General features: G+C 55.5%; 18 protein-coding genes. 13 read left to right on the top strand and 5 right to left on the bottom strand.

All coding sequences use genetic code 11. The features are described 5' to 3' along the window. Window positions 1–93 precede the first annotated feature (93 nt). Complete coding sequence (flhA, locus tag RMR24_RS12660; RefSeq protein WP_310615444.1) at window positions 94–2190, bottom strand: flagellar biosynthesis protein FlhA; 2097 nt, start codon at window positions 2188–2190, stop codon at window positions 94–96. A gap of 189 nt (window positions 2191–2379) precedes the next feature. Between flhA and RMR24_RS12655 the strand changes: the two genes are divergently transcribed. From RMR24_RS12655 to fliN, 4 genes are read left to right on the top strand one after another with little or no spacing between them, the layout of a single operon-like run. Continuing rightward, complete coding sequence (locus tag RMR24_RS12655) at window positions 2380–4125, top strand: flagellar hook-length control protein FliK (RefSeq protein ID WP_310615443.1); 1746 nt, start codon at window positions 2380–2382, stop codon at window positions 4123–4125. Window positions 4126–4160: 35 nt separating this feature from the next. Next, complete coding sequence (gene fliL / locus RMR24_RS12650) at window positions 4161–4754, top strand: flagellar basal body-associated FliL family protein (RefSeq protein WP_310615442.1); 594 nt, start codon at window positions 4161–4163, stop codon at window positions 4752–4754. 12 nt (window positions 4755–4766) lie between these two features. After that, window positions 4767–5759 carry a flagellar motor switch protein FliM gene (fliM, locus tag RMR24_RS12645; RefSeq protein ID WP_310615441.1) on the top strand — a complete coding sequence of 331 codons (993 nt, stop codon included), beginning with the start codon at window positions 4767–4769 and terminating at the stop codon, window positions 5757–5759. Window positions 5760–5773: 14 nt separating this feature from the next. Beyond that, window positions 5774–6196, top strand: a complete 423-nt coding sequence (gene fliN / locus RMR24_RS12640; protein WP_310615440.1) for a flagellar motor switch protein FliN — start codon at window positions 5774–5776, stop codon at window positions 6194–6196. A gap of 13 nt (window positions 6197–6209) precedes the next feature. Here the strand turns inward: fliN and RMR24_RS12635 are convergent, their stop codons facing one another. Beyond that, window positions 6210–6545, bottom strand: coding sequence for a polymer-forming cytoskeletal protein (locus tag RMR24_RS12635; RefSeq protein ID WP_310615439.1), 336 nt, complete (start codon window positions 6543–6545; stop codon window positions 6210–6212). A gap of 156 nt (window positions 6546–6701) precedes the next feature. Between RMR24_RS12635 and RMR24_RS12630 the strand changes: the two genes are divergently transcribed. After that, entirely contained in the window at window positions 6702–7139 is a 438-nt protein-coding gene (locus tag RMR24_RS12630; RefSeq protein WP_310615438.1) for a hypothetical protein, read from the top strand. Between the two features lie 95 nt (window positions 7140–7234). Here RMR24_RS12630 and RMR24_RS12625 read toward each other — a convergent pair whose 3' ends face one another. Continuing rightward, window positions 7235–8434, bottom strand: coding sequence for a carbonic anhydrase family protein (locus RMR24_RS12625; protein ID WP_310615437.1), 1200 nt, complete (start codon window positions 8432–8434; stop codon window positions 7235–7237). 270 nt (window positions 8435–8704) lie between these two features. On the opposite strand from RMR24_RS12625, the gene miaB reads away from it, so the two are divergent. Further along, complete coding sequence (gene miaB, locus RMR24_RS12620) at window positions 8705–10048, top strand: tRNA (N6-isopentenyl adenosine(37)-C2)-methylthiotransferase MiaB (RefSeq protein WP_310615436.1); 1344 nt, start codon at window positions 8705–8707, stop codon at window positions 10046–10048. A gap of 72 nt (window positions 10049–10120) precedes the next feature. Here the strand turns inward: miaB and ffh are convergent, their stop codons facing one another. Continuing rightward, window positions 10121–11503, bottom strand: coding sequence for a signal recognition particle protein (gene ffh, locus RMR24_RS12615; RefSeq protein ID WP_310615435.1), 1383 nt, complete (start codon window positions 11501–11503; stop codon window positions 10121–10123). Window positions 11504–11560: 57 nt separating this feature from the next. Here ffh and RMR24_RS12610 point away from each other — a divergent pair, with 57 nt between their 5' ends. The 7 genes from RMR24_RS12610 (at window position 11561) to RMR24_RS12580 (ending at window position 18807) form a co-directional block, all read left to right on the top strand. Then, on the top strand, window positions 11561–12373 hold the full coding sequence (locus tag RMR24_RS12610) for a cytochrome c biogenesis protein CcsA (protein ID WP_310615434.1): 813 nt from the start codon (window positions 11561–11563) through the stop codon (window positions 12371–12373). Continuing rightward, window positions 12370–12582: a PP0621 family protein gene (locus RMR24_RS12605; protein WP_310615433.1), complete on the top strand. Its 213-nt coding sequence runs from the start codon at window positions 12370–12372 to the stop codon at window positions 12580–12582. Before RMR24_RS12610 ends, RMR24_RS12605 begins: the two co-directional genes overlap by 4 nt. Before the next feature lie 4 nt (window positions 12583–12586). Beyond that, complete coding sequence (gene ampD / locus RMR24_RS12600) at window positions 12587–13156, top strand: 1,6-anhydro-N-acetylmuramyl-L-alanine amidase AmpD (RefSeq protein WP_310615432.1); 570 nt, start codon at window positions 12587–12589, stop codon at window positions 13154–13156. A gap of 349 nt (window positions 13157–13505) precedes the next feature. Then, window positions 13506–16421: a ribonucleoside-diphosphate reductase subunit alpha gene (locus RMR24_RS12595; protein WP_310615431.1), complete on the top strand. Its 2916-nt coding sequence runs from the start codon at window positions 13506–13508 to the stop codon at window positions 16419–16421. Window positions 16422–16505: 84 nt separating this feature from the next. Further along, the gene (locus RMR24_RS12590; RefSeq protein ID WP_310615430.1) at window positions 16506–17738 is read left to right on the top strand and encodes a ribonucleotide-diphosphate reductase subunit beta; all 1233 of its coding nucleotides are present in this window, start codon (window positions 16506–16508) and stop codon (window positions 17736–17738) included. A 188-nt stretch (window positions 17739–17926) separates the two neighbouring features. Beyond that, window positions 17927–18418: a histone H1-like DNA-binding protein gene (locus tag RMR24_RS12585; RefSeq protein WP_310615429.1), complete on the top strand. Its 492-nt coding sequence runs from the start codon at window positions 17927–17929 to the stop codon at window positions 18416–18418. Between the two features lie 83 nt (window positions 18419–18501). Next, the gene (locus tag RMR24_RS12580) at window positions 18502–18807 is read left to right on the top strand and encodes a DUF167 domain-containing protein (RefSeq protein ID WP_310615428.1); all 306 of its coding nucleotides are present in this window, start codon (window positions 18502–18504) and stop codon (window positions 18805–18807) included. Between the two features lie 20 nt (window positions 18808–18827). On the opposite strand, the gene RMR24_RS12575 is transcribed toward RMR24_RS12580, so the two are convergent. Then, complete coding sequence (locus RMR24_RS12575) at window positions 18828–19727, bottom strand: carbohydrate kinase family protein (protein WP_310615427.1); 900 nt, start codon at window positions 19725–19727, stop codon at window positions 18828–18830. Between the last annotated feature and the right edge of the window lies 1 nt (window position 19728).

The following is a 19728-nucleotide window of genomic DNA, read 5'->3' as shown; positions in this document are numbered from 1 at the left end:
CGGCCTTTTCGTTGGCAGCGCGGATGTCGCGGGCAAGGATGCGTTTGAGTTCCATAGGGTCAGCTCACTCTGTCTTTGTTATAGGTTTACGGGTTATCGGGCTTTGGCGTCCACGGTGTGGATCACTTTGACGGCCTGATCGTCCGGAATTTCGCTGTAAGACAGCACAGTCAAATCGTTCACGCGGAATCGGGCGGCTTTGGAAAGCCAGCCACGAATCACAGGAGACACCACCAACACAGCGGGGTGACCCATTTCTTCTACGGTGCGCGCGCCTTCGCGCAGACCGGCAAATAAGTTTTCAGAAAGTCCGGGCTCCATCACCACGGCTTGGCCGGGCTGGCTTTGTTGCAACACGTTGTGCAGCAGTTGCTCCAAGGAGGGCTCCAGCGTCATGACTTGCAAGCCGTTGTCGCCGTCGATCAGGCTTTGCATGATCATGCGGCCGAGCTTGGGGCGAACCATGGCGGTGAGTTGTTCTGGGTCTTGCGTGCGGGTGCTGGCTTCGGTCAAGGCCTCAGCAATCGTGCGCATGTCACGGATAGACACAGATTCGGCCAACAAGTTTTGCAAGGTGCGGGTCAAGATGCCGAGTGACAACTTGCCGGGCACGAGGTCTTCCACAATCTTGGGCGACTTGGCGGCCAGTTTGTCGAGCAACTGTTGGGTTTCGTCGTGGCTCAACATATCAGAGGCGTTTTCGCGCAACACTTTGTTGAGGTGGGTAGAAATAGCGGTGGCAGCATCGACCACGGTGTAGCCGAGGGTGCGCGCTTGGTCGCGTTGTGAAGGTTCAATCCACACAGCTTCCAAACCAAAGGCGGGTTCGCGGGTGGCAATGCCTTCGAGCTGACCATACACATGGCCGGGGTTGATGGCGAGTTCGCGACCCACTTTGACTTCACCCTTGCCACGCACCACGCCTTTGAGCACGATGTTGTAAGCGTCTGGGTCAATGTTCAGGTCGTCACGGATACGCACGGGCTGGACCAAAAAGCCCAACTCGGCAGACAATTTTTTACGCACGCCTTTGACGCGTGTCATCAGCTCGCCGCCTGTTTCGGCGTTGACCAAGGGAATCAGGCCATAGCCAATTTCCAAACCAATGAGGTCGACTTGGTCCACATCGTCCCAGTCGAGTTCTTTGGGGGCGTCGGTGGGTGCGGCGTCTTTGACGGCTTGCTCGGTTTGTTCGTCTTGCGCTTCACGGGCCACGATCATCAAGCCCAAACCGGCAGATGCCAAGGCCAAGGTGATGAACATCAAGTGAGGCATGCCGGGCACCATGCCCAAGATGATCAAGATCACAGCCGAGATGAACAAGGCGGTGGGGTTGGCCAACTGAACAGAAGCCTGTTCAGAGATAGATTCAGCGGTCGTGACGCGGGTCACGATGATGGCGGTGGCCAGTGACAGCAGCAACGATGGAATTTGAGCCACCAAACCGTCACCAATGGTGAGCAAGGTGTAAATCTTGCCGGCTTCAGCCACTGGCAAGTCATGCTGGGCCACACCGATGATCAAGCCACCGATCAAGTTGATCAACAGAATCAACAAGCCGGCCATGGCGTCACCGCTCACGAATTTAGAGGCACCGTCCATGGAGCCGAAGAAGTCAGATTCTTGGGCCAGCTCAGCGCGGCGGGTTTTGGCGGTTTCTTGGTCAATCACGCCAGCGTTCAAGTCAGCGTCGATCGACATTTGTTTTCCGGGCATGGCGTCCAAGGTGAAACGGGCGTTCACTTCTGAGACGCGGCCCGCACCTTTGGTCACCACCACAAAGTTGATGATCATCAAAATCGCGAAGATGATGAAACCCACTACATAGTTACCTGCGATCACGAACTCCCCAAAAGCCTGCACCACCTTACCGGCGGCATGTGCGCCTTCGTGGCCGCTGACCAAGACCACACGGGTCGAGGCCACGTTCAGCGCCAAGCGCAACATGGTGGCAAACAACAAGACCGTGGGGAAGGATGAAAACTCGAGGGGTTTACGTGTGCCGATGGCGATCATGATCACCACCAAGCTGCAAAGAATGTTGAAAGTAAACAAAAAGTCCAACAACAACGGGGGCAATGGCAACACCAGCATCGCCATGATGACGAGCACCACCACCGGAATACTTAGTCCGGAGAGGTCAAATTTCGACAAGTTGTGTCGAATCGTTGACAGAGTGAGAGTGCTCATTGAGGGAATCCAGTTGAAAGTGGAACGTTTAGGTTTCTTTTTGCCTTGAAAAAATTGTCGAGGCATGTTCATTAAGCAATCGATGTGCCAAGTCAATCTGACACTCATGTGCCTCTCTGCTGCTAGCGGCAAGAACTGTCCTGTCACGGTTCTTGCTTAACTCGATGGCAAACTCGTTTAAAGACCACCATGAACCTGTCCAGTTACCTCCAAATGCCACCAGCACCGCTGGTGCCAAATAGCAGTCCAAGCACAGTGCCACAAGGCACACGCTCTGGTGCTGGCCCGTCTGCGGGCGGCAGTTTGGGGTTTGATTTCGCACAGGTCATGGCACGGCAGATGGCGCGCTTGGTGCCTCAGGAGCGGCAAACTTTTGCCGCTGACGTGCCCGAGCAGCCGCCAACCGAGGCACACACACAAGATTCACGCCCAGTCGAAGACAGGCACAGCAACGACCGATCTAATTCAGAACGCCCGATGCGTGAAGCCCGCGACAACCGTGAGTCAAGCACAGACGCTGACCGATCTGACGATGTGTCAGATGATCAAGCTGCCAAACACGCGCACCAGCGCAGCAAGGTTGCCGCAGCAGGAAAGCAGCACACAGATGTAGACGCCTTGCTTGCAGGCTTGATGCAAGGCGCACCTGTGACGCCTCTCGCGCCAGTGGCAGCGCCCGATGCGAGCCTTGACATGACAACCGCTGGCGCGACGCCAGAAACAGCTGGCGTTGACTTGGCACATGCAGCTGCGCTGCAAACCGTCGCGCTCAGCCCGCACATGCACATCATCACGGACCCAAAGCAAGCGCCTAGCCCTGAGAGCTTGGCTGCTTTTGCCAAGTCCATGGGCTTGGACGAGTCAGCCATTCAAAACTTATTGGCACAAACACCCGCCACACCCGCTGCACCGGCTACCTTGTTGGCCAGCGCCGCGAGCGAACAAGCCACAGGACTGACCGCAGGCTTGCCACCCATAGCGCCAAACGCCTTACAAGCGACCATGAGCAGCGTGCTCCAAGGCGCGAACCAAGGCAGTACCCCAAATGCTGACCAAGCGGTGACTACGCAGCTGGCCGCCATGGCAGCCTCTGCACAAGCCCCGGTTGCCGCTTCAGGTGCTGGTTTGGCAGCAGCGGCCACCACCCTGACGGCCCCCGCGTTGCCTGGCTTGACACCCACTGACATGGCGGCCATCCAACAATTGCAAATCACCGTGTTGCCTGCTGCTGTGCTGCCAGTCAACTCAGCCTCGACTAATGCGCCCATACCGAGCACGCTAGACATGCTGTCGCTCTTGGGCACGGGCGTGGATGAAAAAGAGGTGAGCGCCCTCTTGTCGCGCTTCTCTGAAGACGCAGGCAGCGATGGCCAGCCAGACCAACAAAGCCCGCAAGGTGACAGCAACAACTTCAGCAGCTTTGCCCAAGCCCTGAACCGCAGTAACAACGCGGCCAATGCGGCCGCCGCCAACGCAAGCCCAACATCTGCCAACATGAGCGAGGTCTATGACCAACTCAGCGACAAGATGGCCACCGAGATGGCCGCACGCATGCACAAGCAGCTCAGCGATGGCGAATGGAAAATGAAGTTTGCGCTGCGCCCTTCCAACTTAGGCGGCGTGGAAATTCAACTTGAAATGAAAGACGGCAAACTCGACGCAGTCTTCCGTGCCGACAACCCACTCACCCGCGACTTGCTGCAAAACAGCAGCCAACGTTTGCGCGAAGCACTTGGTAACTTTGGCATTAATGCCGGTCAAGTCAACGTGGGTCAAGGCGGCGGCAATGCCCAACAGAACAACTCGGGGGGCGCAGGTAAGCGTTCCCAAGTTAGAGACAATTCATCATCGCAAGTCAACGGCACAGGTGGCGCTTCTGGTACTTCCTCTGCACGTAACAAGGCCAATGCGTCCTTGCTTGACCTCTATGCATAAATTACGCATGACAATCTGAACACTAGGAGAACGAAATGGCAACAGAAGCAGTAGAAGCACCGGCTGAAGAAGTCGAAGGCGAACCGAAGAAAAAGAAACCGATTCTTTTGATTTTGGTGATCGTGCTGTCCGTGATCGTCTTGATCATGTCCGTCATGTTCGGCACCTTGTATTTCTCTGGTTTCTTCGAGCACAAGAGCGAAGCAGCCGCCCACGAAAAAGTGGACGAGTTAGAGAAAGCTGCTGAAGATGCGCACGGCGCAGCACCTAGCGGTCCATCCAAAGTCAAGAAGGAAGCCGAAGCCACGCGCTTTGAGAACACTTACTTGGAAATCGACAAAGAGTTCATGACCAATATCACGAGCTCGAAAAAAATCATGGTCGTGAAAGTGGCTGTGATGACGCACTACGACTCACGCGTGTTTGACAACGTGAAAAAGCATGAATTTGCCATTCGCTCGGCCGTCTTGGACGTGATGCGTCAAAGCACCGAAGCCGATGTGGCCAAGCAAGACTTCCGCGTTGAACTGGCCGCCAAAATCAAGGTGGTGATGAACGACATGCTCATGAAGTACGAAGACTTCGGCGGCATTGAAGACGTGTTCTTCACCTCTTTTGTGATGCAGTAACTCTGAACCGCCATGAAATCTAACCTGCTCTCGGACGAAGAACTGGCCGCGCTGTCGGAAGGCGTGCGCGACGGTTCGATCGAGACCGACACTGGCTTCAACGCAAGCGTGCGGGTGCGCAAGCACGACCTTGCCAGCGAAGACAGCAGCCTGGGTGTGAACGTTTCGTCGATCGACATGATCAACGAACGCTTCATCCGACTGTTCCGTCTTGGCTTGCTCGAAGTTCTGCGTACCAGCCCGCGTGTGAACCCCACACGCGTGCAAATTTTGAAGTTTGGCGACTACCTCAAAGGCCTGCGCGCCCCGTTGTCGGTCAACATGATTCGCATGAACCCGCTGCGTGGCAACTCGGTGATCATCATCGACCCCAACGTGGTGTTCAGTTCGCTGGACAGCTTCTTTGGTGGCTTTGGCAAAGGCGTGGGCGAGCTGCCCCCCAGCCGTTTGTTCACGCCCACTGAGTCGCGCATCATCAAGATCATTCTTGAGGTGTTCTTCCGCTCGTTGACCGAAGCGTGGGGCCCATTGATGCCCATCGAATGCGAACATGTGAGCTCTGAGATCAACCCTCAGTTCGCACAAATCGCCGACGAAAACGATTTGGTGGTCTTGAGCCGCTTTGAAGCCGATGCCACCGCCAGTGGCGGCAAAGGCTTTATTGACTTGGTCTACCCCTACGCCACCTTGAAGCCCGTGCGCGAACTGCTCAGCAGCCGTGTGCAAAGCGGCGAAGGCAACGAAGAGTCCGACCGGAAATGGCGCAAAGCGCTTGCAGATGCGGTGGGCGACGCGAAGCTGGAGTTGCAAGTCACCATGGGTGACATCAAAACCACGCTGCACCACTTGAACCATTTGCAAGAAGGCGATTTGTTGTTCTTCAAGAAGGACGACACCGCCCTCATGAGCACCGATGGCGTGCCCGCCTTCCACGTCAATGTGGGCACACGTGGCTCGCAAGTGGCAGTACAAATTGACCACGAACACGTTCACGGCAAAACCTGAGACAGGATCACATCATGACCGACGAAAAAGAAAACCCAACCCCAGAACACGACGACGCTGAAGCGATGGCCGCAGCGCCGGCTGAGCACGAAGAAGTGACTGCTGTTGCTACGGCACCGGCTGTCGCACACGATGACGACGAGCCTAGCTTGGAAGATTTCAAGCCCACCATGCCCGGCAACATCAACCCCGAGGTGTTGCAAAACATCGTTGTGAACTTGTCCATCGAAGTGGGCCGTGCACAAATCAAGATCAAAGACTTGATGCGCCTCACCCAAGGCAGCGTGGTCGAGCTTGACCGCATTGCGGGCGAGCCCCTCGACCTGTTGGTGAACAACTCGGTCGTGGCTCAAGGCGAAATCGTGTTGGTGAACGACCGCTACGGTGTTCGCCTGACGCGTGTGGTGCCCTCCTCCGAGCGCCTCAAGCTGATCTAACAGCGCATGCGGTTTAACGCTGGATCATGTCGCCTTTGACCTGACCACCGCGTTCAATCTCAATCTCTCCATACGTCACAGAGCCGTTCACGCGGCCTGTGCCACGCACGATGAGCAACTCGCGGCTGGTCACGGTTTCGTTCAGCTCGCCTTTGACGTCCACAAACTGCGCCGTGGTTTTTCCGTTCACCACGCCTGAAGCGCCAATCAGCACATCGCGTGCTTCGAGCTCACCGTCAAACTTGCCTGAAATGATGGCCTGATTGGGCGCCTTGATAGAGCCACTGAACACCACACCTTCACCGATGAAGATGCTGTTTTCTTTGGTCATGTCGTTGGGATTGTTCATTGTTTTTTCTTTGAGGTAAAGCACTGGGCTGACGAGCCGATTCTTTGATGAGTGAATTGATAAATCCGTCAAGATTGTCATAAGAAAAAACAAGCCGGTCTATACGCTCTTGGGCGTATAAAACCCACCCAAGCGAAACACCTTTCACCCACGCCTATGAACGCCAACCTGATCGATCCACAAGCCATGCTTCGCCTGCGAGCGATTTGCAAGCTGGACCATGCACGCGTGGCACGCTTGTGCGGACTGACAGAAGCGCAGGTGCGTGAACTGGAGGCCTGCGAGCACGGCCAATTCGCCACGCCAGACTTGAAGGTGCAGGCGGCACTGAAAGTTGCCGTCACTTTGAGCGGCGCGCAGCCTAATGGCATGCCCGTGGTGAATGTGTTTCGCTCGCGAGCGGTTGGAAAGGGTGCAGGACTGACATTGCCCCACATCAGGCTTGAGCAAGCACCGCCACCTAAAACCAAGTTTCCTGACTCGCCCGAGTTCTTCAAGATGATGCTGATCTTTGTGGTGTTGGTGTTCTTGTTGGTGGCCGTGGCCATGCCTTTGCTGTACACCCTGCCCTCGCCGCCGCCCAAACTCTCTTAAATCGGGTCTCAAGTGAACGCATCGCAAATACGGATTCACCATGAAAAAAGCCTGCCCTGACTAAACAGAGCAGGCTTTTTAGCTTGTGAAGCCGATCAGTTCGCGTTGATCTTGCGACCGTTCAAAGGCTGCACAGGACGTGCGTTGCGCTTGAAGGGGAAGTCCATCACTTGCTTTTTACCAATGTCCACCGGTGTCTTCAGAATGTAGAAGTTCACGCCTTCGGTACAAGGGGGCGTGGTCAACGAGCCTTCGTAGTTGTAGTGCGTCAATGCAGCTGGCACCAAGCTGCTTGGGTCAAACTTGACCTTGTCGACCACCACCTCGGGGCCTTCGGCTTTGGGGGCGTTGTTCCACAGGGTTTGGATCGCAGCGTTGTCTTTGCCGTCATTCAACAACACGCCCAACACAGCCAGCTTGCCATCGGCGTTTTTGTGCACGAAATGCGCCACCATGGCCATGGGCTTGCCGTCAATTTGCTCTTCGCTAGGACGGTGGAAGTGGAATTGCAACAGGGTGTACACATCCTTGTTGATCTTCAAAGTGCTGCCTGGTTCGACGTTGACTTGGATGGTGTGGCCGTTGTTCAAGATTTTCAGCGGGCCTTCTTTGTAGTTGACCACCAACACGTCTTTCGATTTCTCGAAAGGACCGGTGATGTTCAAAGGTGATTGCTTTTGGCCTTTGCCACAGGTGGGGAACTCGTCGCCCCAGTTTTCTGGACCCATGTCACCGGCATAGTCCCAATGAACCGCATGCCCTTTTTTGTGACCTTTGGCTTCAGGCTTCTCAGCGGCGCAGTCTGCCAAGACCTTCACTTTTTGACCGGCAGCGGCCAAAGCGTTTTGTGCCGCACAGATGGACTTCACGCGTGACGACCACTCGGCCATCTCCAGTGCCTTTTGGAAAGCGCTGATGGTGTCTGGGTCTTCTGCGCCCTTGGTCAGCAAACGCAAGGCGCCCAAGCCCAACTGACGCTCGCTGGTCACCGGGCCTTTTTGGGCCTTGATGAAAGCTTCGTAATCTTGCAAGACGATGCCATTGGCAAACGACTCTTTGACCGCTTCCAGCTGCTTGGCGGCTGGCTCAGACTCTTCGAGCTTCTCTTTGGCCTCTTCCAATTCCTTGGTCAGCTTTTCGAGTTCTTCTTGCGCTTCGGTTATGCCTTCGCTCGCATCGGTGAGCTCGTGCATGACGTGGTTTTTACCGGTGTAGCTCCAGTAGCCAAACGCCAAAGCGCCTGCGAGCAGCAGGCCCATGACGATTTCAATGATCAGTCGTAAATATTTTTTCATGGCCATTCACTTGAGTGGGTGCATTTTGATAAAGCCAAACAGCAACGCACAGCGCACGCTCCTATTCGGGCAAGTCAGTGGGTATCGGCTTGATGTGACACAAGCTTTAATCGCCACAGAGACCGGCAAATTATTGCCGCAACTGACAAGAGCAATAAACGTGCAAAGAATAAGTCGACACCGCGCCAACATTACAATGGCCAGCTTCTTCCACAGCCTCTGGATCAACACCATGAACCGCTGCTTTTATCCCCACGGGGAGGCTCAGCCATGAGCCGCAAAGTCTTTATCAAAACCTTCGGTTGCCAAATGAACGAGTACGACTCGGACAAGATGGTGGACGTGCTGGGCGAGGCCCAAGGTTACGAAAAAACCAACGATGTCGAACAAGCCGATCTGATCGTCTTCAACACCTGCTCGGTGCGCGAAAAAGCCCAAGAAAAGGTGTTCTCTGACCTCGGCCGCATCCAGCACTTGAAAGCCAAAGGCGTCAAAATTGCCGTGGGCGGCTGCGTGGCCAGCCAAGAAGGCGCCACCATCATTGCCCGCGCGCCCTATGTGGACGTGGTGTTTGGCCCGCAAACTCTGCACCGTTTGCCTGATTTGCTCAACCAACGCGAAAGCTTGGCCAAGCCGCAAGTCGACATCAGCTTTCCCGAAATTGAAAAGTTTGACCACCTCCCCCCTGCCCGCGTCGAAGGCGGCAGCGCCTATGTGAGCATCATGGAAGGCTGCAGCAAATATTGCAGCTATTGCGTGGTGCCCTACACACGCGGCGAAGAAGTGAGCCGCCCGTTTGACGACGTGTTGGTTGAAGTGGCAGGTTTGGCCGCGCAGGGTGTGAAAGAAGTCACGCTCTTGGGCCAAAACGTCAACGCTTACCGAGGTGCCATGGGCGGCACGTCTGAGATCGCCGATTTTGCGCTGATGATCGAGTACGTAGCCGAAATCCCCGGTATCGAGCGCATCCGCTACACCACCAGCCATCCCAACGAGTTCACACAGCGCTTGATTGATGTCTACGCCAAAGTGCCACAACTGGTGAGCCACCTGCACCTGCCCGTGCAGCACGGCAGCGACCGTATCTTGATGGCCATGAAGCGCGGCTACACCGCCATGGAATACAAGAGCACCATCAAGAAGCTGCGCGCCATTCGCCCCGACATGGCCATGAGCTCAGACTTCATCGTGGGCTTTCCGGGCGAGACCGAGGAAGACCACCAAAAGCTCATCAAGCTCATGCACGATGTGTACTTTGACAACTCGTTCAGCTTCATCTTCAGCCCCCGCCCCGGCACGCCTGCGGCCAACCTGCACGACGACACACCCCACGAAGTGAAACTGCGCCGCTTGCAAGAGGTGCAAAAAATCATCGAAGACAACATGCGTGACATCAACGTGCAACGCGTGGGCACGGTGCAACGCGTGTTGGTCGATGGCTTTGCCAAGAAAGACGCCACCGAGCTGCGTGCCCGCACCGAGTGCAACCGCATCGTCAACTTCAAAGGCGGTCCCAACCCTGAGCGCCTGATGAACCAACTGATTGACGTGAAGATCACGGAAGCCAACCCGCATTCATTGCGTGGTGAGGTGTTGGTGAGCGAGTCTGCCTAAACAGCCCGCGTCATGAAAAAACCCCCTGAAGCTGCAAGGCCTCAGGGGGTTTTTGTTTGGATGGCAAGAAGCTCAGCGCATACCAGGAAAGCCACCACCGCCCCCCATCATGCCTTTCATGCCGCCGAGCTTCTTCATCATCTTCATCATGCCGCCGCCGCTCATCTTCTTCATCATGCTTTGCATTTGCTCAAACTCTTTGAGCAAGCGGTTCACGTCTTGCACTTGCACGCCAGCACCTGCGGCAATGCGGCGCTTGCGCGTGGCTTTGATGAGATCAGGCTTGCGGCGCTCCAGCGATGTCATGCTGTGGATGATGCCTTGCTTGCGGCCAATGTCTTTCTCGGCTTTGTCCATGTCGACCTGACCCGCCTTGGCAGCCATTTGCGCGGGCAATTTGTCCATGATGTTGGACAAGCCGCCCATGGAGCGCATTTGCTGAATTTGCGCAAGAAAGTCGTTCAAGTCAAAGGCGTCGCCGCGTTTGACCTTGTCGGCCAGCTTTTGCGCCGCCGCCATGTCCACACCCGCGGTGACCTGCTCGACCAAGGCCAAGATGTCGCCCATGCCCAGCACGCGGCCAGCGTGGCGGTTGGCGTCGAACAACTCTAGGCCGTCCAGCTTCTCGCTGGTACCCGCAAACTTGATGGGTGCACCGGTGATTTGGCGCACCGACAACGCCGCGCCGCCGCGTGAATCGCCGTCGAGCTTGGTCAACACAATGCCGGTCAAGGGCAGCGCATCGCTGAACGCCTTGGCCGTGTTGATGGCGTCTTGACCCTGCATGGCGTCCACCACAAACAAGGTTTCAATCGGGTTCAACACGCTGTGCAACTCTTTGATCTCAGCCATCAAGGCTTCATCAATGGCCAAGCGCCCCGCGGTGTCGACCAGCAACACATCGAAGTAATGTTTACGTGCGTAATCGAGCGCAGCGCGGGCGATGTCGGCGGGCTTTTGGTCGGGTGAGCTGGGGAACCATTCGGCGCCAGCTTGGGCGGTGACAGTTTTGAGCTGCTCAATGGCCGCAGGGCGATAGACGTCGCCTGAGACGGTCAGCACTTTTTTCTTGCGCTGGTTGATGAGCCAACGCGCCAGCTTGGCGGTGGTGGTGGTTTTACCCGCACCTTGCAAACCAGCCATCAAAACCACGGCGGGGGGTTGAGCGGCGAGGTTCAAGTCGCTCACACCCTCGCCCATGGTGGCGGCCAACTCTTGGTTGACGATGGCCACCAAGGCTTGGCCGGGCTGCAAAGAACCCACCACTTCTTGGCCGAGGGCTTTTTCTTTGACGCGTGCAATGAAGTCGCGCACCACGGGCAGCGCCACGTCGGCTTCGAGCAAGGCCATGCGCACCTCGCGCAACATGTCGGCCACGTTGCTTTCGGTGATGCGGGCCTGTCCGCTGATGTGTTTGACAAGGCGCGAAAGTTTGTCGGTAAGGGCTGAGGCCATATAAACCCCTTAAAAGGGCTGGTTTTTGCGTGTGTAGCGAAACGCTAAACTGTTGCCATGATTTTAGCCAGCGACATCCCGCTCAACCTTTGGCTCTCGCTGCCCACGGCAGCTGCATACGCTTTGACGGCACTCATCGGCCCGCGCGTGGCGCTCAGCATGGGCCACCGCCTGTTGAGCGTGCCTTGGGCGCTGCACGGTTTGGGCCTTGTGTTTGCCCTTTTTGCGCCACAAGACGGTGGATTGCGCTTTGGCTTTGCGCCCGCGCTGTCAGTCACGACTTGGCTGATGCTCACGTTTTACGTGCTGGAACAGCACTGGTTTCCAGAGCTACGCACGCGCTGGACGTTGTCGATCGTGGGCGCGGCCGTCGTGTTGTTGGCGGCAGCTTTCCCCGGTACGGCGCTGCACACACAAACCTCGCCCCTGCTGCCGCTGCATTTGGCACTTGGCGTGGCTTCTTATGGTTTGTTTGCCGCCGCGGTGTTTCATGCGTGGCTGATGACGCGTGCCGAAAAAAATATGCGCCTAGGGGCTGATACCCATGTGGGCTTGCCTTTGCTCACGCTCGAGCGCCTGACCTTTCGCTTTGTCTTTGCTGGTTTTGTATTGCTTACAGCCACCTTGGGCGCAGGCTGGCTGTTTGGCGACAGCTTGTATGGCGACCAAGCCGCTTGGCGCTGGGACCACAAAACCGTGTTCTCGCTGCTGTCGTGGCTGACCTTTGCTGTGCTGTTGGTAGGCCGAAGCCGCTTTGGCTGGCGCGGCCGCAAAGCAGTGCGTGTGCTTTACATCGGCGCAGGCTTGCTGCTGCTGGGGTATGCGGGCTCACGCTTTGTGTTGGAAGTGGTGTTGGGGCGCGTGGCATGAAGTACCTGGTGCTGCTGCTGATCGTCTTAGGCGGTATCTGGTGGATTCGCCAGCAGCGAAAGCCCGATCAAGCAACGACCCAAAAGCCAGGTCCACAAGTGATGGTGCCCTGTGCACACTGCGGCACTCATGTACCAGAAGGCGATGCAGTGCGTGGCGGAAAAGGCATGTATTGCAGCGCCGGCCACCGCGATCGCCATGAAGGCTGAGCCCATGAACACCTTGTGGCACGAGGGTTGGTACCGCTTTGCCAAGCACACACCCTCCCCCAACTTTGGGCCTCGCCCAGAGAACACCTCAATTGACTTGGTGGTCGTGCACTCCATCAGCCTGCCACCCGGTCAGTATGGCGGCCCCGAAATAGAGGCGCTGTTCACCAACACGCTTGATTGGGATGCTCACCCCTACTTTCAGCAAATTCGTGGGGCAGAGGTGTCGGCGCACTTTGTGATTCGCCGCGATGGCGCACTGATTCAGTTTGTCAGCTGCGACGACCGTGCTTGGCACGCTGGGCGCTCTAGCTTCCAAGGACGCGACAACTGCAACGATTTTTCAATTGGTATTGAACTCGAAGGCTTAGAAGGTCACAACTTTGAAGCCTCCCAATACGAAACACTCAGCAGCGTGAGCGCAGCCATCGCACAACATTACAAGCTGCACCACATGGCAGGCCACGAACATGTGGCACCGACGCGCAAACAAGACCCAGGCGCAGGGTTTGATTGGCCACTTTTACAGCAATCTTTGGGCTGGTCTGACGCAAGTTTTCCTTTGAAGAATTAATTTTTCATCATTTAGCAAAAAAAGTTATTTCGCACAGAGTTTGTGCATTTCAATTTCAGTTTCAGACGCCATGCGCATCAGCGACCCAAACGACTTGGAATGCGGCGTCAACACTAGATTTCCAATTCAATTCCCCACCAATACTGAGCTCAAGCAGGTGTCAAAAATCGTGCACGCAAAGCACTTCATTTGATGGAATTTGAAATGTAAGCATTTCCTACCAAAACACTACCTGTAGTGTGTTGGCATCCGACCAAACACCAGATATAGTGTCGCCTTGAGATTTTAAAAAGCGGTCATGACACCGCTTTTTCTACGCACGATTGAACTGCTCACAAGGAAGAAAAACATGCAAACCGCAGAAACCGCTGTGCACACAACATCTATGGGCCACGCCTCTATCGCACACGACCGTGTTGCCACAGACGCCCCCACCCTGTTGGCGCACTACCAAATCATCCGTCGCAACGGCGCCGTGGTTCCCTTCGAACCCGCCAAGATTGCTGTGGCCATGATGAAGGCATTTTTGGCTGTCCACGGCACACAAGGCGCTGCATCCGCCAGCGTTCGCGAGACGGTCGAAGCCCTGACCCAAGCCGTGGTGCGCGCACTGATGCGCTCACGTCCAGGCGGCGGCACCTTCCACATTGAAGACGTGCAAGACCAAGTGGAATTGGGCTTGATGCGCGGTGGCCACCACGAAATCGCTCGTGCTTACGTGCTGTACCGCGAAGGTCGCAACCAAGAACGCGCCCATATCAAAGAAGAACAAGCGCCTGCTGCACCTGTGTTGCACGTGATCGACAACGGCCAGCGCGTGGCCTTGGACATGAACAACCTCAAGCGTTTGATCAACGATTCATGCGCTGGCTTAGGCGCTGACGTCAAACCTGACCCGATCATGGCTGAAACCATGCGCAACCTCTATGACGGTGTGCCTATGGACGAAGTGTACAAAGCCGCTATTTTGGCCACGCGTACGCTGATCGAAAAAGACCCCGACTACACCTATGCCACTGCGCGTTTGTTGATGCACACCATCGCCAAAGAAGTGCTGGGCAAAGAAGTGCTGCACGCCGACATGGGCCAGCACTACGCGGAGTACTTCCCACAGTTCATCCAAAAAGGCGTGGACAACGAGTTGCTCGACCCAGCCATGTTGCAGTTTGACTTGCCACGCTTGGGCGCAGCACTCAAAGCCAGCCGTGATTTGCAATTTGATTACCTCGGCCTGCAAACCCTGTATGACCGCTACTTCTTGCACGTGCGCAAGAACCGCATCGAACTGCCACAAGCCTTCTTCATGCGCGTGGCCATGGGCCTGTCGCTCAACGAAGTGGACCGCGAAGCCCGCGCCATTGAGTTCTACGAAGTGCTGTCATCGTTCGACTTCATGTCAAGCACGCCCACCCTGTTCAACAGCGGCACGTTGCGTTCACAGCTCTCGAGCTGCTACTTGTCCACCGTGCCTGACCACTTGGACGGCATCTATGAGCTGATCAAAGAAAACGCCTTGTTGTCTAAATTTGCAGGCGGCCTGGGCAACGACTGGACGCGCGTTCGCGCTTTGGGCAGCCACATCAAGGGCACCAACGGCGAATCACAAGGTGTGGTGCCATTCTTGAAAGTCGTCAACGACACCGCCGTGGCGGTGAACCAAGGCGGCAAGCGCAAAGGCGCTGTGTGTACTTACCTCGAAACCTGGCACTTGGACATCGAGGAATTCCTCGAGTTGCGCAAGAACACCGGTGACGACCGCCGTCGCACCCACGACATGAACACGGCCAACTGGATTCCAGACTTGTTCATGCGTCGCGTCATGGAAAAAGGCGAGTGGACCTTGTTCTCTCCCTCTGATGTACCTGATTTGCACGACCTGTTCGGCGCCCCCTTCGAAGCTGCTTACGTGGCCTACGAAGCCAAAGCCAAGCGCGGCGAAATCAAGCCCAGCAAAACCGTGCAAGCCACCGACATGTGGCGCAAGATGCTCACCATGTTGTTTGAAACAGGTCACCCATGGATCACATTCAAAGACCCCTGCAACGTGCGCTCACCCCAGCAACACGTGGGCGTGGTGCACTCGTCCAACTTGTGTACCGAAATCACACTCAACACCAGCGACACTGAAACTGCGGTGTGTAACTTGGGCTCCGTCAACCTGTCTCAGCATTTGAAAGACGGCCCCAACGGCAAAGAACTCGACCACGAGAAACTCAAGCGCACCATCAAAGTGGCTATGCGCATGCTCGACAACGTGATCGACATCAACTACTACGCCGTCAAAAAAGCACGTGACTCCAACCTGCGCCACCGTCCTGTGGGCATGGGCATCATGGCCTTCCAAGACAGCTTGTACGAAATGCGCGTGCCTTACGCATCACAAGCCGCAGTTGAGTTTGCTGACCGATCCATGGAAGCCGTTTGCTACTACGCTTACTGGGCATCTTCCGAGTTGGCCAAAGAACGCGGCCAATACGCCAGCTATAAGGGCTCGCTGTGGGACAAAGGCATCTTGCCGATTGACTCACTCGACATGTTGTCGCAAGCACGCGGCGGCTACCTTGAAGTTGACCGCAGCAAGACCATGGATTGGGACGCCCTGCGCACCAAGATTGCCAAAGACGGCATGCGCAACTCCAATTGCGTAGCCATCGCGCCAACAGCCACCATCTCCAACATCATTGGTGTAGACGCATCGATCGAACCATGCTTTGGTAATTTGTCCGTCAAGTCCAACTTGTCTGGCGAGTTCACCATCATCAACCACTACTTGGTGCATGACTTGAAGCGCCTTGGTTTGTGGGACGACGTGATGGTCATGGACCTGAAACACTTCGACGGTTCACTGCGCCCCATCGATCGCGTGCCACAAGAGATCAAAGCCTTGTACGCCACTGCGTTTGAAGTGGAACCCACTTGGTTGGTCGAAGCTGCATCACGTCGCCAAAAGTGGATTGACCAAGCGCAATCGCTCAATATCTACATGGCAGGCGCATCAGGCAAGAAGCTGGATGAGACTTACAAGCTCGCTTGGTTGCGTGGCTTAAAGACCACCTACTACCTCCGCACCTCCAGCGCACAACAAGTTGAGAAATCAACCGTGCAAGCTGGCTCGCACAACGCTGTGTCTTCGGGCCCAGCAGCAGGTGGCATGAGCGCACTCGAAGCAGCCGCGGCTGCAGCGCAAGCGCAGATGAATGCCATCCCCGCTACCGACATCAAATTCTGCGGTGTGGATGACCCCACCTGCGAATCGTGTCAGTGATACAACAAAAACTAGCAACGAAGTTCACGAATGCTTTGCGTTTGCCTTCGTTGCATTCATAATTCACACATTGGATAAATATATATGTTGACCTGGGACGAAGAAGTCAAGCCCTCATCGCCATCACCTCTTGCAAGCGGATTACCTCACCGCTCGATGGACCTCCCACCTCTTTCTGCGACACCTGCCATGCAGCCTGTTGCGGCAACACGCACTTTGAATGACGGCGCAACAGTGCCTTTGTCTACACCTGCGCAAGCCACACCCGCTGCCGCTCCTACGGCTGCAGCTACCAGCACACGTCGCGTGACGGCTGCTGACAAGCGCATCATCAACGGCCAAACCGACGTCAACCAGTTGGTGCCTTTCAAATACAAATGGGCGTGGGAAAAATACCTCGCCACTTGCGCCAACCATTGGATGCCGCAAGAAGTGAACATGACACGCGACATCGCTTTGTGGAAAGACCCCAACGGTCTGACTGACGACGAGCGCCGTTTGATCATGCGCAACCTCGGCTTCTTCGTGACCGCCGACTCGTTGGCTGCCAACAACATCGTGTTGGGCACTTACCGCCACATCACCGCGCCTGAGTGCCGCCAATTCTTGTTGCGCCAAGCGTTTGAGGAAGCGATTCACACACACGCCTACCAGTACATCGTCGAGTCTTTGGGCTTGGACGAAAGCGAAATTTTCAACGCGTACCACGAAGTTAAATCCATCCGTGACAAAGACGAGTTCTTGATTCCCTTCATCGAAGCGATCATGAACCCCAACTTTCACACAGGCACACTGCAAACTGACCAAACACTCTTGAAGTCGTTGATCGTGTTCGCTTGCTTGATGGAAGGCCTGTTCTTCTACGTGGGCTTTACCCAAATTTTGGCCTTGGGCCGTCAAAACAAAATGACGGGCGCTGCTGAGCAGTACCAATACATCTTGCGCGACGAGTCCATGCATTGCAACTTTGGCATCGACTTGATCAACCAGATCAAACTCGAAAACCCACAGCTGTGGACCGCTGAGTTCAAGGAAGAAATCAACGCTTTGTTCATGCAAGCTGTCGAGCTCGAGTACCGCTATGCCGAAGACACCATGCCACGTGGCGTGCTGGGCTTGAATGCCTCCATGTTCAAAGGCTACTTGCGCTACATCGCCAACCGCCGCGCGACGCAAATCGGTTTAGAAGCCCTGTTCCCCAACGAAGAGAACCCGTTCCCTTGGATGAGCGAGATGATCGACCTCAAGAAAGAACGTAACTTCTTTGAAACCCGCGTCATCGAGTACCAATCTGGTGGTGCTCTGTCTTGGGATTGATGGCTTAAACACATACATGTCTACGAACTTGTCCACCACACCCACAAACACCCATCGAGGTGTGGTGGTGGACGCACCCTGTTCATGGGGTTGGACCCGGGTCCAGCGCCATGAATCGCTTTGCACACAAAAACCAGTGCGAAGTGTTTTTCACCCAATGATCTAAATTCGATCTAGGAGAACAGAAAATGGCAACTGCAAAAAAACCGGCCGCTAAAAAGGCCCCTGCAAAGAAAGCTGTCGCGGCCAAAAAGCCAGCAGCAAAGAAAGTCGCGGCTAAAAAGCCAGCAGCTAAAAAAGTAGCGGCTAAGAAGCCAGCTGCTAAAAAAGTTGCAGCTAAAAAGCCAGCGGCCAAAAAAGTAGCGGCCAAGAAGCCAGCTGCTAAAAAAGTAGCCGCCAAAAAGCCAGCAGCCAAAAAAGTTGCAGCTAAGAAGCCAGCTGCTAAAAAAGTAGCGGCCAAAAAGCCTGCTGCTAAAAAAGCCGCAGCTAAGAAGCCAGCAGCCAAAAAAGTAGCCGCTAAGAAAGCCGCTGCTAAAAAGCCTGCTGCCAAAAAGCCTGCTGCTAAAAAAGCCGCTAAAAAGCCTGCTGCAAAGAAAGCTGCGAAAGCACCCGCTGCCCGCGCACAGACCACGTTGAACCCGCAAGCTGCTTGGCCTTTCCCAACAGCTAGCAAGCCTTAATCTTCACTGATCAAGGCAACGGTTTACCGTAGCTCAAGCCCGACGCCGCAAGGCCTCGGGCTTTTTCTTTTCTCTTGTGAGCCATGTTGCTTCCCCAAAACACTTACCTGCGCCTAGAAAAAACAGGTGCTGTCATCGTAGATATCCATGTCATTCCCAACGCCTCACGCACACAGGCTGATGGCGAGCACGATGGCGCTCTGCGTGTGCGGTTGCATGCGCCACCCGTCGACGGTAAAGCCAACTTGGCACTTCAAGCATGGCTGGCAGATGCTTTGGGTATCGCCAAGCGAGATGTTGAATTGGTACGCGGACTGACATCCAAACGAAAACAGCTGCGGGTGAGCGCAGCTGCTTGTGTCAAAGCCGATTGGTCAGCTTTGGTCTAGTCAAGAGAGGTCGCACTCTTTTAGGCGATCACCAAACCATCGACGTTGTAGTTTTGTGGACCACGCTGCGCAATTTTGAGCGCCCCCACTTGGTTGCCCAAAGCAGCGCACTTGACCAAGGACCAACCTTGTTCCAAACCAAACAACAGCGCACCACGCCATGCGTCGCCACAACCTGTGGGATCAACCACCGCCGCTGCTTTGACAGGCGGCACAAGGGTCTTCTCGCCGTCAATCCACACTTCGCAGCCTTCGGCACCCAAAGTGACGATCAAGCCCTTCACGCGGCGTGAAATGTCAGCATGGCTCAAGCCTGTGCGATCGCTCAGCATCTTGCCTTCGTAATCGTTCACGGTCACCCAAGTCGCTTGATCGATGAAGCGCATCAGGTCAGCGCCATCAAACATGGGCAGGCCTTGACCTGGATCGAACACAAATGGAATGTCTGCGGCTTTGAGCTGCTCAGCATGTTGAATCATGGCATCGCGACCATCGGGCGAAATGATGGCCAACTTGATGTCGGCGCGTTTTTCAATCTTGGTGATATGCGCTTGCATCATCGCGCCGGGGTGAAAGGCCGTGATTTGGTTGTTGTCACGGTCGGTCATGATCATCGCTTGCGCTGTGTAGCTGCCTTCGACTTGGCGCACATACTCTGTCGAGATACCCAAGGTGTTGAGGCGCTGCAAATAATCTGCCGCATCGGTGCCCAAAGTGGCCATGGGCACGGGCGTGCCGCCCAAAATTTTCAAGCTGTAGGCAATGTTGCCAGCGCAGCCACCAAAGTCACGACGCAAAGCAGGCACCAAGAACGACACGTTCAAGATGTGCAATTGGTCAGGCAAGATTTGCTCAGCAAATCGACCTTCAAAACTCATGATGGAGTCAAACGCGAGCGAGCCGCAAATCAGCGATGCCATA

This window comes from Limnohabitans sp. (assembly GCF_031539105.1).
Classification (GTDB): Bacteria; Pseudomonadota; Gammaproteobacteria; order Burkholderiales; family Burkholderiaceae_C; genus Limnohabitans.
This window is presented reverse-complemented; position numbering and strand designations above follow the sequence as displayed.

Excerpts from the sequence above, each read along its gene's own strand:
- flhA (WP_310615444.1), bottom strand. The coding sequence starts at position 2,190 with ATGAGCACTCTCACTCTGTCAACGATTCGACACAACTTGTCGAAATTT.
- RMR24_RS12655 (WP_310615443.1), top strand. The coding sequence starts at position 2,380 with ATGAACCTGTCCAGTTACCTCCAAATGCCACCAGCACCGCTGGTGCCA.
- fliL (WP_310615442.1), top strand. The coding sequence starts at position 4,161 with ATGGCAACAGAAGCAGTAGAAGCACCGGCTGAAGAAGTCGAAGGCGAA.
- fliM (WP_310615441.1), top strand. The coding sequence starts at position 4,767 with ATGAAATCTAACCTGCTCTCGGACGAAGAACTGGCCGCGCTGTCGGAA.
- fliN (WP_310615440.1), top strand. The coding sequence starts at position 5,774 with ATGACCGACGAAAAAGAAAACCCAACCCCAGAACACGACGACGCTGAA.
- RMR24_RS12635 (WP_310615439.1), bottom strand. The coding sequence starts at position 6,545 with ATGAACAATCCCAACGACATGACCAAAGAAAACAGCATCTTCATCGGT.
- RMR24_RS12630 (WP_310615438.1), top strand. The coding sequence starts at position 6,702 with ATGAACGCCAACCTGATCGATCCACAAGCCATGCTTCGCCTGCGAGCG.
- RMR24_RS12625 (WP_310615437.1), bottom strand. The coding sequence starts at position 8,434 with ATGAAAAAATATTTACGACTGATCATTGAAATCGTCATGGGCCTGCTG.
- miaB (WP_310615436.1), top strand. The coding sequence starts at position 8,705 with ATGAGCCGCAAAGTCTTTATCAAAACCTTCGGTTGCCAAATGAACGAG.
- ffh (WP_310615435.1), bottom strand. The coding sequence starts at position 11,503 with ATGGCCTCAGCCCTTACCGACAAACTTTCGCGCCTTGTCAAACACATC.
- RMR24_RS12610 (WP_310615434.1), top strand. The coding sequence starts at position 11,561 with ATGATTTTAGCCAGCGACATCCCGCTCAACCTTTGGCTCTCGCTGCCC.
- RMR24_RS12605 (WP_310615433.1), top strand. The coding sequence starts at position 12,370 with ATGAAGTACCTGGTGCTGCTGCTGATCGTCTTAGGCGGTATCTGGTGG.
- ampD (WP_310615432.1), top strand. The coding sequence starts at position 12,587 with ATGAACACCTTGTGGCACGAGGGTTGGTACCGCTTTGCCAAGCACACA.
- RMR24_RS12595 (WP_310615431.1), top strand. The coding sequence starts at position 13,506 with ATGCAAACCGCAGAAACCGCTGTGCACACAACATCTATGGGCCACGCC.
- RMR24_RS12590 (WP_310615430.1), top strand. The coding sequence starts at position 16,506 with ATGTTGACCTGGGACGAAGAAGTCAAGCCCTCATCGCCATCACCTCTT.
- RMR24_RS12585 (WP_310615429.1), top strand. The coding sequence starts at position 17,927 with ATGGCAACTGCAAAAAAACCGGCCGCTAAAAAGGCCCCTGCAAAGAAA.
- RMR24_RS12580 (WP_310615428.1), top strand. The coding sequence starts at position 18,502 with ATGTTGCTTCCCCAAAACACTTACCTGCGCCTAGAAAAAACAGGTGCT.
- RMR24_RS12575 (WP_310615427.1), bottom strand. The coding sequence starts at position 19,727 with ATGGCATCGCTGATTTGCGGCTCGCTCGCGTTTGACTCCATCATGAGT.